Genomic DNA, 13,267 nt, shown 5'->3' on the forward strand with positions numbered 1-13,267 from the left:
AGGATCCCTCATGACCGGCCACGGCCATGTCGACCACAGCGGCGAGAACAAGCGCGTCGCGCTCCTCATCGCCGTCCTCGCCCTCTTCCTCGCCCTTGCCGAGACGGGCGCGAAGAGCGCGCAGACCGAAGCCCTCTCGCGCAACGTGGAGGCGTCGAATCTCTGGGCCTTCTTCCAGGCCCGCACCATCCGCCAGACCACCCTCCGCACCGCCGCCGAAACCGCCGCCCTCCTGCCGGATACCGGCGACGAGACCCGCCGCGCCACCAACTCCCGCCAGGTAGCTGCCTGGCAGGCCACCGCGCAGCGCTACGAAAGCGAACCCTCCACCGGCGAGGGGCGCCGCGAACTCGCCGAGCGCGCCAAGGCCGCCGAACGCATCCGCGATCGCTCCATGGCCGCCTACCACATGTACGAGTACGGCTCCGCCGCCTTCCAGGTCGCCATCGTCATCGCCTCGGCCAGCATCGTCACCGGCGTGCCCCTCCTTGCCCTCGGCGGCGCCCTGCTGGGTGTGCTGGGCACCGTTCTCGCCGGCCTTGGCTTCTTCGCGCCGGAACTGCTCCACCTCTGAACCCACGGGGAGGGGCGCCGAGGCGCAGGGGCGCCCCTTACTGGGTGTTCCCCAGGGCCGCGGTCGGCGGCGAGTGGCGCTGCGCCCCGGAGGCCGTGCCCGTCACCATCTCCTCCGCCGCGTGCCCATCCCCCGCATCGCCCGGACGCGGCGCGCGGGAAAGGATGACCGACTGCGCGGGAAGCGCGATCTCGATCCCCATCTCCTGGAAGCGACCCTTGATGCGGCGGTTGAACTCCCGCTGCACGCCCCAGCGCCCCACATCGGTGCACTTCATCTGCCCGAGCACGGTGAAGGTCGCGCCGTCCACCTTGTCCACGCCCCAGAGCGCGAAGTCGTCGAGGATGAGGTCGCGGAAAGCCGGGTCGCGCCGCATCTCCGCGCCAATTTCCTTCAGCACCCAGCCGACCCGGTCCGGATCCTCCGAGAAGGCGACGGTGACGGAGATGGCCGCGTTCCCGATGCCACGGTTGGTGTTCGTCACGGTGCTGACGGAACTGAACGGGATCACGTGCACCGACCCGTCGCCCGCGCGCAGACGGATCGTGCGGATGGAAAGGTTCTCGACGGAGCCCGAGAGGCCCGAGACCGTCACCCAGTCTCCCACCTGCATCGTGTTCTCCAGCAGCAGGAAGATGCCGGTGATCACGTCCTGCACGAGCTTCTGCGAGCCGAAGCCGACGGCGACGCCGATGATCCCCGCCCCCGCCAGCAGCGGCGCGATGTTGACGCCGAGCTGCGAGAGCGCCGTGAAGCCCACCACGAGCACGATCGCGACGAGCAGCGTGGAGTGCAGCAGCGGCAGCAGCGTCCGCAGCCTGGCCGCGCGCGCGTACTCGCCGGATGCCGTAAGGCCAGCGATCTTGCGGCTGATCCAGCTATCCACGCCCTCCCAGATCACGACGCCCAGCACGGCCGCGACGAGAAGCACGATGGCGGAGCCCGCGACGCGCTGCCCGAGCCCGCCGTCGTGGAAGGACCCCGTGACATCGAGCCCCCAGACCTGCAGCAGCGCCAGCGCTGCCAGCACCCCAATCACGCCCGAGACAGCGTGCCGCAGGATCGGCACGTAGCGGTTGGCCCGCCCCGCCAGAGAGGGCAGCCGCTGCGTCGTCGCCTCCCGGATGCGGAAGACGCGGTCCAGCGCCCCGAGCACCGCCACCGCCGCCAGGCGCGCGAGGACCAGCACCACCACCGTCGCGCCCACGTAGCGCAGCAGCAGCGCGTAGCCGTTGTCGATCCGCAGCGCCCAGACGAACCAGACCGCGATGAGCAGGAAGATCGCGACCACGTGCCAGATGCGCGCGAACCAGTGGCGCAGCACCGCGACGGTCCCGCTCGCATGGCCTGCCGGCGCGATGGCCACCGCCACCGCGTGCCGGCACTGCATCACTACCAGCGCGAGCAGCAGGTGGTTCATCAGGATCAGCAGCTTGGCCGCGGAGTCGTAGGCCGCGGGATAGAGGCCGAGCAGCCGCGCCACATCCAGCCCGGCCATCCCGTAGATCGCGACACCCGTAACCCGGCCGAGCCAAACCTCCACATAGGCCGCGCTCTCGTCGGAGAGCCGGAACAACCGCAGCTCCCGCGACTCCGGCGACACCGCGGCCCGGCCGATCGCCATCACTGCCTGCTGCACGACAAAGGCATTCACCGCGACGAGGATGATCAGCGGCGCGACGCCCCCCGTGCCCCCGAGCGGCGTGGTGACAAGAAGGTTCCCCGCCGCCGCGAATCCCGCGAGCGGCACGAGTTCCAGCAGCAGCCAGAGGGCCGCCAGCGGCACCCGGTGCAGCAGCCGGCGCTCCGGCCGGCTCGCGATGCCCGGCGCCACCTCCGGCGACGCGAGCCGCCGCGCCCGCCGGGCCTCGGCCCGCCGCTCCAGCGCCCGCACGGCCCGTCGCAGGGCGCGCGCCAGCAGCCAGCGCAGCACCCAGGCCAGCCCGACCACCACCACCAGCCGCCAGGCGACATCCAGCACGGCGGACTGCGCGAAGGGATTCGTCGCCGTCCGCGCCAGCCAGTTCCAGACGAGCGGCGCGCCGCCGATCACGCTCCCCGCCGCCGCCAGCACCCCAGAGAGCCCCGAGAGCCAGGTGGAGGAGGAGGCGATGATGGCGCCGAGCAGGCTGTCCGAAGTCAGCGAGACCGTCTCCGCCGCCGGAGCCGCCGCGCCCGCCGCCGGGGCGGTCCGGGCCGGCGGCGCGGCAGCGCCCGTGGCCGGAGCCGCACGCCCCGCCGCCTCCTCCGGCCCCGCCGCCGCGATCGCGCGCAGCACCTCGATCACCTGCCGCCTCCGCCCCGCATCCTGCAGCACCTCGAGCGCCTGCCGCGCCTCCGCCGGCGTCAGCGAGGCCGCGTCCTGCGCCCGCGCGGGCCCTGCCAGCAGCGCGGCCGCCAGCAGCACCGCCAGCCAGCCGCCGCGCAGGACCCGTGCTGGCCACGCGAAGAGCGACCACGGGCGAGCGGCATCGGAACGGCAGGGCTGCTGCATGCGTCGGGGTACTCCGGGCTGGCGGGCTCACCGGTCCCTGGTAGACACGGCGCCACCAAAGCCGAAGGCGCGGTCGGCCATCAGCCTTCCACGAGCCCCCTCTCCGAAGCGGTCCCCGGCCAGAGTGGTTTCCCCCCGCGCCCGGACGTGATGCCCGCTAGAAGCCTGGCAGCATCGCGGAGAGCTGCCCGCCCACCCGCAGCGGCCCGATCCTCTGCGCGAGCCCCGTCGCGTCGTCCGTCTCCACCAGCACGCCGCAGAGCGTCGCCGGCCCCTCCGCCGGCGCCAGCCGCTCGGCCGGCACCTTCCGCCAGAAGCGGATCGAGGCGCCCGCCTTGGCCATGCCGATCACGCTGTCGTAGTCCCCGCACATCCCGGCATCGGAAATATAGGCCGTGCCACCTTCCAGCACCTGGTGGTCGGCCGTCGGCACATGGGTGTGCGTGCCCGCCACGAGGCTCACCCGCCCGTCGAAGGAGTGGCCGAAGCCGAGCTTCTCGCTCGTCGCCTCCGCGTGGATGTCCACCACCACCGCCTGCACGGAGCCGTGCGCGCCCAGCGAGTGCCGCGCCAGCTCCGCCTGGGCGGCGCGGAAGGGATCGTCCAGCGGCTCCATGAACAGCCGCCCCATCACCTGCATCACCAGCGCCCGGCGCCCGCCCGGCACCTCCACCACGGTCGCCCCGCGCCCCGGCGTGCCCGGCGGGTAGTTCATCGGCCGGATCAGACGCGGCTCGCCCTCGATATAGGGGATGATCTCCTTGCGATCCCAGGCGTGGTTGCCGAGCGTCAGCACATCCGCCCCGGCCGCGAGGAAGGCCCGCGCCATGTCCGGCGCCAGGCCGAAGCCGTGGGAGGCGTTCTCGGCATTCAGCACCACGAGGTCGGCGCGCAGCTCCGCCCTAAGGTCCGGCAGGCGCTCCACCACCGCGTCGCGGCCCGTGCGCCCGACCACGTCGCCCAGGAACAGGATCCTCAACCCGAACACCCTCCAGAAGTCACAAGCACCCGCCTCATCAGAACCGCATCACCCCCGCTTCCGTCGCAACGGCGTCCAGCGGCGCGTCGAGCGGTCCCGCCGGCACCTCGTCCATCTGCTGGCAAGCGAAGGCCACGCCGAGCGTCGGCACCCCCGGCAGCGCGGCGAGGGTCCGGTCGTAGTACCCGCCGCCATAGCCCAGCCGCCGCCCCGCCCGGTCGAAGGCCAGCAGCGGCACGATGACGAAGCCAGGGGTGAGAGGTGCCGCCTCCGCCGAGGGCTGCAAAGTGCCGAAGGGCCCCTTGTCCATCGCGTCCCCGAAAGCGAAGGCGCGGAAGTCGAGCGGCAGGCCGCGCTTCGGCGTGCGCGGCAGGCAGAGCCGGTGCCCGCGCCCTTCCAGGGCCCGCAGCAGCGGCCGGATGTCGATCTCGTGCCCCATAGGCCAGAAGCCCGCCACCACCGCGCCCGCGGGCGGCGGCGCCTCGCGCAGAACATGCGCACACAGCGCCGGCCCGGTCCCTGCAGCCTGCGCGGAAGCCCGGCGCGCCTGCGCCTCCTCGCGCGCCACCACCTTGGCCGCGCGCAGGCGCGGATCCTCGCCGCCCCCGCTCATGCGCGGGGTCGCCGATCCGGCCGCAAGGGGAAAGGGTGCGGAGCCGCCATGACCGCTGGCGATTCGTCCTCCCAAGGCCTGCTAGCGCAGGTGGGCGCCAGATACCCGGACCAGGGTCCGGACAGAGCCAGCTCCCGGAGGATGCTTATTGGCCCTGGGGATGATTTGCCTGGCGCGAAAGGCAGCCCCGCCCGACCCATGTAGGCCTTCCCACCCCCCGGCACCAGTGGATGACCGCCAAAGAGACCGGATTCAGCCCTTGCCGAGATCGGTCGCGATCCCCTCGATCCGCTCCGCCACCCGTGCCAGCCGCTCGGCCAGCATCGGGTCCGCCGCGGGAGCCGGCGCCGCGGCCACCGGCGCAGGCACCGAAGAAGCGGGAATCCCCGCCCTGGCCTGCGCCACCTCAACCTTCAGGTCGTGAACCTCGTCCGCCAGCAGCAGGGCGGCCAGCAGCAGCAGCCGCGGCTCCCCGTAGCTGCCGCCCATCGTCTTCACGGAGGCGACCCGCCGGTCCACCTCCGCCGCCAGGGCGATGAGATGCGCCTCCTGCCCGTCCTCGCAGGAGACCGGATGGCTGTATCCGCCGACGCGAACCGTGACCTGTCCCAAGACTCAACCCTCCCCGGCGCCGCGCGGCGCGCCGGAAGCCGTGCCTCCGCGGCCCGTCTCGTCGATGCTCTCGTCCAGGGCGTCGTCCGCCCCATCCTCGGTCCCGTCCTCTGCCCCGTCCTCCGGCAGCCCGAGCTCGTCCACCTCGGCACCCGCCTCCGCCCCTTCGGGCAGCGCGGCGCGCAGGCGGGCGATGGTCGCCTCCAGCCGGGCAGAGAGGGCGGCCACCTCCGCGGGCGGCACGCCGGCCGGCTCCACGTCGCCGCGCGCGCGGGCAGCCCGCTCCTCGGCGACTCCGCGCGCGACTTCCGCGAGGCGCTCCACCGCCGCCTCGAGCTTTCCGATCGCCTCCGAAAGGCCCTCAGACATGCCGTGCCAACCTCCGCCCGTCCCCTTGCCCAGGGGTCGTTCCGCCTTCATCACGCCCATGCCGTAACAGCGGGACCCGACCTGTGCCAAGCTGTGACGGCCCGAAGCCAGGGCCCAAGGGGCACCCCATTCCGCGACCGGCGAACCTGGGGGCTTTACGCATCCACCCGCAAGAGGGTCAACCGTGACGCCCGCCGCGATCCTTTTCCTTAGCGCCGCCGAGGCCGCCGCCGCGCTCGAGGAAGCGGCCGCCACGCCGCCGCCGGGGGGGCTTCTCCTCCTCTCCGCCCCCGCAGCCGCCGCTTGGCCGGGCGCCGCCGTGGTCGCGGCCATGCTCGCCCAGGCCACCGCACGCCACCCGGACATCCCCTTCACCGCCGCCCTCGACTGCGGCAGCGCGCCCGGCCTCGCGCTCGACGCCCTCCGCCAGGGCTGGCGCCTCCTGGTGCTGGACGGCGCCCACCCCGCTTTCCCCGCTGTCGCAGGCGCGGCGGCGGAGGCCGGCGCCACCCTCCTCCCGGCCCCGCCCCCGGCCCTGGACCTCTCCGCCCTCGATCTCCGCAAGCACGGCGGCCGCGCCATCCTCGCCCGCCACTTGCGCGGCACGCCCCCGCAGCCGTGACAGCCGCGGCGCCCTCGGCTACCTCCAGGGGAAGGCCCCGCGACGCCAGGGCAGGGGCCGGAGAAGAGGGAGCACGCCGATGCAGCTGACGCCGAAGGTCCGGGAAATCCTCTCCTGGTACGAGAGCGACAACCCCGGCACGAAGGGCAACCTCGCCCGCATCCTCATGCAGGGACGCCTCGGCGGCACGGGGCGCATGGTCATCCTGCCGGTGGACCAGGGCTTCGAGCACGGCCCCGCCCGCTCCTTCGCCCCCAACCCCGCCGCCTACGACCCGCGCTACCACTTCGAGCTCGCGATCGAGGCCGGGCTGAACGCCTATGCCGCGCCGCTCGGCATGATCGAAGCCGGCGCCTCGACCTTCGCAGGCGCCATCCCGACAATCCTGAAGGTGAACTCCTCCAACTCCCTCTCCACCACCAAGGACCAGGCGGTGACGGGATCGGTGTCGGACGCGCTGCGCCTCGGCTGCTCGGCCATCGGCTTCACCATCTATCCCGGCTCCGAATACCAGTTCGAGATGATGGAGGAGCTGCGCGAGATGGCGGAGGAGGCGAAGTCCGTCGGCCTCGCCGTCGTCGTCTGGAGCTACCCGCGCGGCCCGATGCTCGACAAGGTCGGCGAGACCGCGCTCGACATCTGCGCCTATGCCGCGCACATGGCCGCACTGATGGGCGCCCACATCATCAAGGTGAAGCCGCCGACGGAAGCAATCTTCCTCGACGCCGCGAAGAAGACTTACGAGAAGGCGCCCGTCCCCGACATCACCGAGCTCGCCGGCCGCATCCGCCACGTCGTCCAGGCATGCTTCAACGGCCGCCGCCTCGTCGTCTTCTCCGGCGGAGAGGCCGGCACGAACGAGGCGATGATGGCCATGGCGCGCGGCATCCACCAGGGCGGCGGCAACGGCTCCATCATCGGCCGCAACACCTTTCAGCGCCCCAGAGCCGAGGCGCTGGCGCTGCTCTCCGACATCATCGAGACCTACAAGGCCGAGGCCGCGGCGAACCCTGCTTGAACAGGCGCAGGGCGGCGCGCTCCGGCCACCAGAAGGAACCACCAGCTTGGCCCGAACGCCGCCCGACGCCGCGCCCGGCGCGAATGACTGCCGCCTCTACCTCATCACCCCGCCGCGCATCGACCTCGCAACCTTCCCGGACGAGCTCGCCCGCGCCCTCGATGCCGGCGACTGCGCCTGCCTCCAGCTCCGCCTGAAGGACGCCCCGCGCGACGAGGTGCGCCGCGCGATCGACGCGCTGCGCCCTGTCGCGCAATCCCGTGACGTCGCCTTCATCCTCAACGACGACGCGCAGCTCGCGGCCGAGACCGGGTGCGACGGCGCGCATCTCGGCCAGGAGGACGGCGACCACGCGAAGGCCCGCGCCCTGCTCGGCGACGCGACGCTCGGCATCACCTGCCACGACAGCCGCCACCTCGCGATGCGCGCGGGCGAGTTAGGCGCCGACTACGTCGCCTTCGGCGCCTTCTTCCCGACAACCACGAAAGAAGCGCAGCACCACCCGGATCCCGAGATCCTCGAGTGGTGGTCTTCGATCTTCGAGATCCCCTGCGTCGCCATCGGCGGCATCAACGCGACCAATTGCGCGCCGCTCGTCGAGGCAGGCGCCGATTTCCTCGCGGTCGTCGGCGCCGTCTGGAACCACCCGAAAGGCCCGGCCGCGGGTTTACGCGCGATGAACGCCGCCATCGCCGCCGCCCCGCGCCCGGCGCGCTAGGCGCTCAGCGCGCCGGCATGTCCTGCGGCCGCGTGGACCCGGCGGGCGCCGTCGGCAGGGGCGCCGGCGCCGGCGCGCCCGGCGCCCCCTCCAGCACGGCGCCACCGCCCGAGTAGGCGCGGTCGCTCGCGGAGGAGGTCGGCCCGCGATCCAGCGGCGGTCCGGGCGAGCGGCCTGTCGTGCTCACCCCATCGTTCAAATCCGCGAACGCCGGCGCGGCGACGAGCGCCAGGGCGGCGGCAAGGGTTGCGATACGCATGGCGGCTCTCCGTGTCGTTGCACCGGGGAAACGCGCCTGCCCGCCGGACCGTTGCGCCAGCGGGCAGCCCCTCAAGCAAGCGGGCCGCACCCGGGAGAGGGCGCGGCCCGCGGCGCCAACCTCGGGACGCGCCGCTCAGCGCATCGGCACGGGCATCGGCATCGGCTGAGCGCCAGGCATCCTCTCCTGCATCATGCCCCGGCTCGTCATGTCGCTGCTCATCCCCCCGGAATAGGGACCAGGCGCCGACCTAGGCTCCATCGGGCGCGAGGGCATGGCACCGTAACCCCCGTAGGGGGAGCGCGAGGCCGTCCGGTCATCCATCCGCTCAGGCATCCCCGAGGCCGCGCGGTCACGGAAGCCACGATCCGGCATCAGCGAACCCGCCGGCGCGGTCTGGTAGGGTACCGGCGCCGGGGCGCCGGGCGCGCCCTCCAGCACCAGCCCGCCGCCGGCATAGGCGCCGTCCGCGGCGGAGGAATAGGGCCCGCGGTCCAGCGGCGCGCCGGGAGAGCGCCCGGTCGAGCTGCGCCCGTCATACAGGTTCGCGAAAGCCGGGGTGGCGGCGAGCACCATCGCTGCCGCAAGGGTTATAAACCGCATCGCAAGCCTCATCGGATGTGTCGTTCGCGCCGGATGAAACGCCCTCCCGCCCTGCCCGGTTGCCGCCGCAGCGGCTACAGCCAGCGGACCGGTCCCGAATCGCCGGCAGAGAGGCCCGATGGACGAGCTCGCCTTCCTCACCGCCCTCCACCGCCCCGGTACCATCGTCGATGTCGGCGCGCATGAGGGGCTGCTCACCCTGCCCCTCGCCGCCCTTCCCGGCGCCCATGTCATCGCCTTCGAGCCGCTCGCCGAAGCGCGGGAGGCCCTCGCCCGCGCCGCCGCCGGCAACCCCGCCATCACCCTCCGCCCCGAGGCGCTCGGCGACGCGCCCGGCACGCTCGACCTCTCCCTACCCCTGCTCGACGGCGTGCCCCAGTGGCAATGGGCGAGCACCGCGAAGACCTACGCCGCACACGAATCGCCCCGCGTCGCCGTCCGGCGAGAGACGGTGCCCGTCGTCACGCTCGACAGCCTCGGCCTTCCCGACCTCACCGCCATCAAGATCGACGCGGAAGGCGCCGAATACGCCATTCTCCGCGGCGCCCGCGCCACCCTCGCCCGCTGCCGCCCGATCATCACCCTCGAACTGGAGGAACGCCACGCGGAGGGCTGCACCTGGTCCGTCCCCGCCTTCCTCGACGCCCTCGGCTACGAAACGGCATTCGAGCACGGCGGCCGCTGGAACCCCATGCCCGCCCTTCACCGCCCGACGATGCAGCGCGCCAGTCCCGACCCCTCCGTCTTCGAGGCGTCGGACCCCTATATCTTCAACTTCTACGCCTGGCCGGTGGAGCGCGCGGCGGAGGCCCGCGCGCTCCTGCCCGACTAGATCAGAGCTGCGGCGTGGCGCCCCCCTGCTGGGTCGACTCCAGCGCGCCGGACTGCACCAACTCATGCGCCTCGGCCGCCTGGGCATCCAGCGACTGCCGCAGCCCTGCCGCCAGCCCCAGCCGGTGCGCCAGCGCGTCGAGATAGGCGCGCTCCGCCGCCGTATCCGGCTCCGCCACCATGCGGGAGACGAGATAGATCTCCGCCTTCTGCGCGTCCGTCCGGGCCAGCGCCGCGATCGCGCCCGGATCGGTCGGTGCGTCCATCGCCTGGAAGACGAATCCCTTGGCCTCCGCGTCGAGGCCGAGCTTCTCCACCTCGTCGAAGATCCGGTTCCGCTCGTCGTTGTCCATGTGCCCGTCCGCCTTCGCGGCCGAGATCATGGCCTTGATGACAGAGAGCCCGAAGGGCTGCCCGTCCGCGGCCGGAACCTCCTCCTGCGCAAATTCCTTCGCGTCAGGCACGCCTCCCCGCGCGCCGACCGGCGCCCCGGCGGCGGCCGGCGCCGCACCGGCCCAGGGGCCGGACGACGGCGGCGCGGAGGGAGCGGTGCCCGCACCCGCGCGGGCCGATTCGGGCACGCCCTGCGACTCCTGGAACTTCTGCCAGGCGCGGTAAGCCAGCGTACCGAGCACGGCCATCCCGCCCATTTGCATCAAGCTGCCGCCGCCGCTCCGCCGCCGCCCACCGCCTAGCAGCGAGCCGAGGATGCCGCCCGCGGCCATCGAGCCCAGGCCGCCGCCAAGGCCACCGCCCAGCATCCCGCCGAGGCCGCCGCCGAAGCCGCCCCCGCCCATGCCGCCCGTGCCCGGGCTGCCGATCGCGCCACCGAAGAGCCCGCCGCCGCCACGGTCATCCTCCTGCGAGGGCGGCTGGACCGTCCCTTCGCGGCCGAGGCTGCCGATCCCGCCGCCGCCAAACAGGCCCCCGCCGCCGCGATCACCGCCGCCCAGGCTACCGATCGGCCCGCCGAAGATTCCTCCTCCGCCGCCGCTGCCACCGCCGAGGCTGCCAATGCCCCCGCCCGAGCCGCCGAAGAGCCCCCCCAGCACGTCGCGCAGCGACCCGCCGCCGCCGCCGCCGCCAAGGCTGCCGATTCCACCGCCCGAGCCGCCGAAGAGGCCACCGCCCCCGCTGCCCCGATCATCCCCGCCGAGGCTGCCGATGCCGCCCCCGCCCGATCCGCTACCCAGGCTGCCGATCCCGCCGCCGCGCGACCCACCGCCCAGGAAACCCTCCAGCAACGACCTCGTATCGACCATGTGAGTATCCTCCTTTGGAACGCTCACAACGCCTCTTGGCCCGCTTCGATGCGCTTAGCTGCCCCCGAAGGGCCAGCCGCCGAGCCAGCGCACCCCATCGAGGTCCGGCACCCCGGCCGCGAGCATCGCCAGCCGGTCAAATCCCATTGCGATGCCGGAGACGGCCGGCATTCCCTCGTCCAGCGCCGCCAGGAAGTCCTCGTCCACTCCCCAGCCCGGCCCGTGCAGCGCCTCCCGCTCCGCCACGTCTCGGATGAAGCGCGCCCGCTGCTCCGCGGGGTCGCGCAGCTCGTCGAAGGCGTTGCCCAGTTCCAGCCCCGCCGCGAAAACCTCAAAGCGCAGCGCCGCCCGCGGCTCCCGGGGGTCACGCCGCGCCAATGCCGCCTGGGGCGCCGGCCAATGCGTGAGAAAGGTGCCCCGTCCGCGCCCAAGATGCGGCTCCACATGCTCCAGCATCAGGTGGAAGAACAGGTCCTCCCAGCCCAGCCCCGCCGGTACCGCGAGCCCCGCCGCGTGCGCGGAGGCCGCCAGCGCCGCCCCGTCCCCCTCCGCCGTGGCCGCATCGACAGAGGCCAGCACGTCCACCCCCACCCGCGCGAAGGCCTCCGCGACCGTCACCCGCTCGAAGGGCGGTGAGAGGTCCGTCTCCACGCCCGCGTGCGCCACCACGGGGGGCAGTACGGCGCGAAGATAGCCCTCCACCGCATCCATCAGCGCCTCCAGCCCCTCGCCGGCCAGATAGACCTCCAGCATCGTGAATTCCGGCGCGTGCCGGGGCGAGACCTCCCCGTTCCGCCAGACCCGTGCCAGTTCAAACACGCTCCCCGCGCCGCCCACCAGCAGCCGCTTGATTGCCAGCTCGGGCGAGGTGCGCAGCCAGAGGTCCATCCCTTCCCCCCGCCCGAGATGCGCCTCGAAGCGGGAGGCGAAGCCGTGCAGGTGCACCTCCATCCCCGGCACCGGCACTAGGCAGGGCGTCTCCACCTCCGCGCAGCCCCGCGCCTCCCAGAAGGCGCGCGTGTCCCGCACCAGTGCCCCCCGCCGCCGCAGCGCGGGAAGCCGGGCGGAAAGCGCGTCGGGATGCCAGGGGGGAAGCGGCTGGTGCGGCACCGCAGGGGCCTCCGGGAAGGGGGACGGGATCGCCCGCTCCGTGACACAACGCCCCGGATGGGGCTACCAGCCGCGCCATGCCCGATGGCTCCCTCTCCCCCCGTCCGCTGCGCGACGCCGATGCCCTGGCCGCCGTCGGCCTGATCCCGCCCGAGGCCCTGCCCGCCCTGCGCGCGGTCACGGCCCGCTACGCGGTCTCCATCACCCCGGCCATGGCCGCGCTGGTCGACCCCACCGACCCCGCGGACCCCATCGCCGCGCAATACGTTCCCCAGGCAGCCGAACTCGACGCCACGGCCCAGGAGCGCGAGGACCCCATCGCCGACGCCCCCCATACGCCGGTGAAGGGCGTCACCCACCGCTACCCCGACCGCGCCCTGCTCAAGCCCCTCCTCGCCTGCCCCGTCTACTGCCGCTTCTGCTTCCGCCGCGAACAGGTCGGCCCCGCCGGCGGCGTGCTGACCGAGGCCGAGTTGGACACCGCCCTCGACTGGTTCGCCGCCCACCCGGCGGTCCGCGAAGCCATCCTCACGGGCGGCGACCCGCTGATGCTCTCGCCGCGCCGGCTGCGGCACATCGTGGCCCGCCTCTCGGCCATGCCGCATATCGAGATCATCCGGCTGCACACCCGCGTGCCCGTCGCCGACCCCTCCCGCGTGACCGAGGCAATGGCGGAAGCGCTCGACACCGAGACCGCCCTTTTCCTCTGCCTCCACGCCAACCACGCCCGCGAGTTCACCGGGGAAGCCCGGACCGCCCTCCGCCGCCTCTCCCGCGCGGGCGTCGCCCTCCTCGGCCAGTCCGTCCTCCTGCGCGGCGTGAACGACACGGCGGAGGCGATGGAGGACCTGCTTCGCACGATGCTCGCTCACCGCGTGAAGCCCTACTACCTCCACCAGCTCGACCGCGCGCCCGGCACCGCCCGCTTCGAGGTGCCCATCGCCGAGGGCCGCGCTCTGCTCGAAAGCCTGCGCGGCCGCGTCACCGGCCTCGCTTGGCCGACCTACGCGCTCGACCTGCCGGAGGGCCAGGGCAAGGCCCCCATCGGCCCCGACTTCGCCGAGCGCCGTGAGGGCGGCTGGCACGTCCGCGGCCCTCTTGGCGGAGACCACTTCCACCCGGACGGGGCTGCGTAGCCCCCTCTGCCACGCCGCATCGCCCCCTGAAGCCGCGCGCCCACGGAACGTCTTCCCGCCGGCCGGC

The 13,267-nt window shown here is 73.4% G+C and carries 15 protein-coding genes and 1 other RNA gene; 6 read left to right on the forward strand and 10 right to left on the reverse strand.

Features of this window, described 5'->3' with window-relative positions; genetic code table 11:
- The first annotated feature begins 10 nt into the window (after window positions 1-10).
- Window positions 11-574, forward strand: a complete 564-nt coding sequence (locus tag D9599_RS00540) for a DUF4337 domain-containing protein (protein ID WP_198379256.1) — start codon at window positions 11-13, stop codon at window positions 572-574.
- A gap of 37 nt (window positions 575-611) precedes the next feature.
- Here D9599_RS00540 and D9599_RS00545 read toward each other — a convergent pair whose 3' ends face one another.
- The 6 genes from D9599_RS00545 to D9599_RS00570 form a co-directional block, all read right to left on the reverse strand.
- Window positions 612-3,068, reverse strand: coding sequence for a mechanosensitive ion channel family protein (locus D9599_RS00545; RefSeq protein WP_198379257.1), 2,457 nt, complete (start codon window positions 3,066-3,068; stop codon window positions 612-614).
- Between the two features lie 157 nt (window positions 3,069-3,225).
- A complete protein-coding gene (locus tag D9599_RS00550; RefSeq protein ID WP_198379258.1) occupies window positions 3,226-4,047 on the reverse strand; it encodes a TIGR00282 family metallophosphoesterase in 822 nt (273 codons plus the stop codon).
- 37 nt (window positions 4,048-4,084) lie between these two features.
- A complete protein-coding gene (locus D9599_RS00555; RefSeq protein WP_198379259.1) occupies window positions 4,085-4,660 on the reverse strand; it encodes a 5-formyltetrahydrofolate cyclo-ligase in 576 nt (191 codons plus the stop codon).
- A gap of 36 nt (window positions 4,661-4,696) precedes the next feature.
- A non-coding RNA gene (gene ssrS, locus D9599_RS00560) (6S RNA) lies at window positions 4,697-4,851 on the reverse strand.
- 61 nt (window positions 4,852-4,912) lie between these two features.
- Window positions 4,913-5,272, reverse strand: coding sequence for a cell division protein ZapA (locus D9599_RS00565; RefSeq protein ID WP_198379260.1), 360 nt, complete (start codon window positions 5,270-5,272; stop codon window positions 4,913-4,915).
- Window positions 5,273-5,275: 3 nt separating this feature from the next.
- Window positions 5,276-5,641 carry a hypothetical protein gene (locus D9599_RS00570; RefSeq protein WP_198379261.1) on the reverse strand — a complete coding sequence of 122 codons (366 nt, stop codon included), beginning with the start codon at window positions 5,639-5,641 and terminating at the stop codon, window positions 5,276-5,278.
- A 184-nt stretch (window positions 5,642-5,825) separates the two neighbouring features.
- Between D9599_RS00570 and D9599_RS00575 the strand changes: the two genes are divergently transcribed.
- From D9599_RS00575 to thiE, 3 genes are all read left to right on the forward strand, one after another.
- Window positions 5,826-6,263, forward strand: a complete 438-nt coding sequence (locus D9599_RS00575) for a hypothetical protein (RefSeq protein ID WP_198379262.1) — start codon at window positions 5,826-5,828, stop codon at window positions 6,261-6,263.
- Window positions 6,264-6,342: 79 nt separating this feature from the next.
- Window positions 6,343-7,281: a class I fructose-bisphosphate aldolase gene (locus tag D9599_RS00580; RefSeq protein ID WP_198379263.1), complete on the forward strand. Its 939-nt coding sequence runs from the start codon at window positions 6,343-6,345 to the stop codon at window positions 7,279-7,281.
- A gap of 46 nt (window positions 7,282-7,327) precedes the next feature.
- The gene (gene thiE / locus D9599_RS00585; protein ID WP_198379264.1) at window positions 7,328-7,999 is read left to right on the forward strand and encodes a thiamine phosphate synthase; all 672 of its coding nucleotides are present in this window, start codon (window positions 7,328-7,330) and stop codon (window positions 7,997-7,999) included.
- A 4-nt stretch (window positions 8,000-8,003) separates the two neighbouring features.
- Here thiE and D9599_RS00590 read toward each other — a convergent pair whose 3' ends face one another.
- Together D9599_RS00590 and D9599_RS00595 are read right to left on the reverse strand one after the other, a co-directional pair.
- Window positions 8,004-8,258 carry a hypothetical protein gene (locus tag D9599_RS00590; RefSeq protein WP_198379265.1) on the reverse strand — a complete coding sequence of 85 codons (255 nt, stop codon included), beginning with the start codon at window positions 8,256-8,258 and terminating at the stop codon, window positions 8,004-8,006.
- A gap of 135 nt (window positions 8,259-8,393) precedes the next feature.
- Window positions 8,394-8,873, reverse strand: coding sequence for a hypothetical protein (locus tag D9599_RS00595; protein WP_198379266.1), 480 nt, complete (start codon window positions 8,871-8,873; stop codon window positions 8,394-8,396).
- Window positions 8,874-8,979: 106 nt separating this feature from the next.
- Between D9599_RS00595 and D9599_RS00600 the strand changes: the two genes are divergently transcribed.
- Window positions 8,980-9,693, forward strand: coding sequence for an FkbM family methyltransferase (locus D9599_RS00600; RefSeq protein WP_198379267.1), 714 nt, complete (start codon window positions 8,980-8,982; stop codon window positions 9,691-9,693).
- Window position 9,694: 1 nt separating this feature from the next.
- Here the strand turns inward: D9599_RS00600 and D9599_RS31045 are convergent, their stop codons facing one another.
- A complete protein-coding gene (locus D9599_RS31045) occupies window positions 9,695-10,954 on the reverse strand; it encodes a tellurite resistance TerB family protein (RefSeq protein WP_232479997.1) in 1,260 nt (419 codons plus the stop codon).
- Window positions 10,955-11,008: 54 nt separating this feature from the next.
- Window positions 11,009-12,064: an EF-P lysine aminoacylase EpmA gene (gene epmA, locus D9599_RS00610; RefSeq protein ID WP_198379268.1), complete on the reverse strand. Its 1,056-nt coding sequence runs from the start codon at window positions 12,062-12,064 to the stop codon at window positions 11,009-11,011.
- 77 nt (window positions 12,065-12,141) lie between these two features.
- Between epmA and D9599_RS00615 the strand changes: the two genes are divergently transcribed.
- Window positions 12,142-13,200 carry a lysine-2,3-aminomutase-like protein gene (locus D9599_RS00615; RefSeq protein ID WP_198379269.1) on the forward strand — a complete coding sequence of 353 codons (1,059 nt, stop codon included), beginning with the start codon at window positions 12,142-12,144 and terminating at the stop codon, window positions 13,198-13,200.
- Window positions 13,201-13,267: the final 67 nt, after the last annotated feature.

This window comes from Roseomonas sp. KE2513 (assembly GCF_016107305.1).
Taxonomy (GTDB): Bacteria; Pseudomonadota; Alphaproteobacteria; order Acetobacterales; family Acetobacteraceae; genus Roseomonas.

What these genes read in the sequence shown, in the direction of transcription:
- D9599_RS00540 (WP_198379256.1), top strand. Translation starts at nt 11, where the DNA reads ATGACCGGCCACGGCCATGTCGACCACAGCGGCGAGAACAAGCGCGTC.
- D9599_RS00545 (WP_198379257.1), bottom strand. Translation starts at nt 3,068, where the DNA reads ATGCAGCAGCCCTGCCGTTCCGATGCCGCTCGCCCGTGGTCGCTCTTC.
- D9599_RS00555 (WP_198379259.1), bottom strand. Translation starts at nt 4,660, where the DNA reads ATGAGCGGGGGCGGCGAGGATCCGCGCCTGCGCGCGGCCAAGGTGGTG.
- D9599_RS00570 (WP_198379261.1), bottom strand. Translation starts at nt 5,641, where the DNA reads ATGTCTGAGGGCCTTTCGGAGGCGATCGGAAAGCTCGAGGCGGCGGTG.
- D9599_RS00580 (WP_198379263.1), top strand. Translation starts at nt 6,343, where the DNA reads ATGCAGCTGACGCCGAAGGTCCGGGAAATCCTCTCCTGGTACGAGAGC.
- D9599_RS00590 (WP_198379265.1), bottom strand. Translation starts at nt 8,258, where the DNA reads ATGCGTATCGCAACCCTTGCCGCCGCCCTGGCGCTCGTCGCCGCGCCG.
- D9599_RS00595 (WP_198379266.1), bottom strand. Translation starts at nt 8,873, where the DNA reads ATGAGGCTTGCGATGCGGTTTATAACCCTTGCGGCAGCGATGGTGCTC.
- D9599_RS00600 (WP_198379267.1), top strand. Translation starts at nt 8,980, where the DNA reads ATGGACGAGCTCGCCTTCCTCACCGCCCTCCACCGCCCCGGTACCATC.
- D9599_RS31045 (WP_232479997.1), bottom strand. Translation starts at nt 10,954, where the DNA reads ATGGTCGATACGAGGTCGTTGCTGGAGGGTTTCCTGGGCGGTGGGTCG.
- D9599_RS00615 (WP_198379269.1), top strand. Translation starts at nt 12,142, where the DNA reads ATGCCCGATGGCTCCCTCTCCCCCCGTCCGCTGCGCGACGCCGATGCC.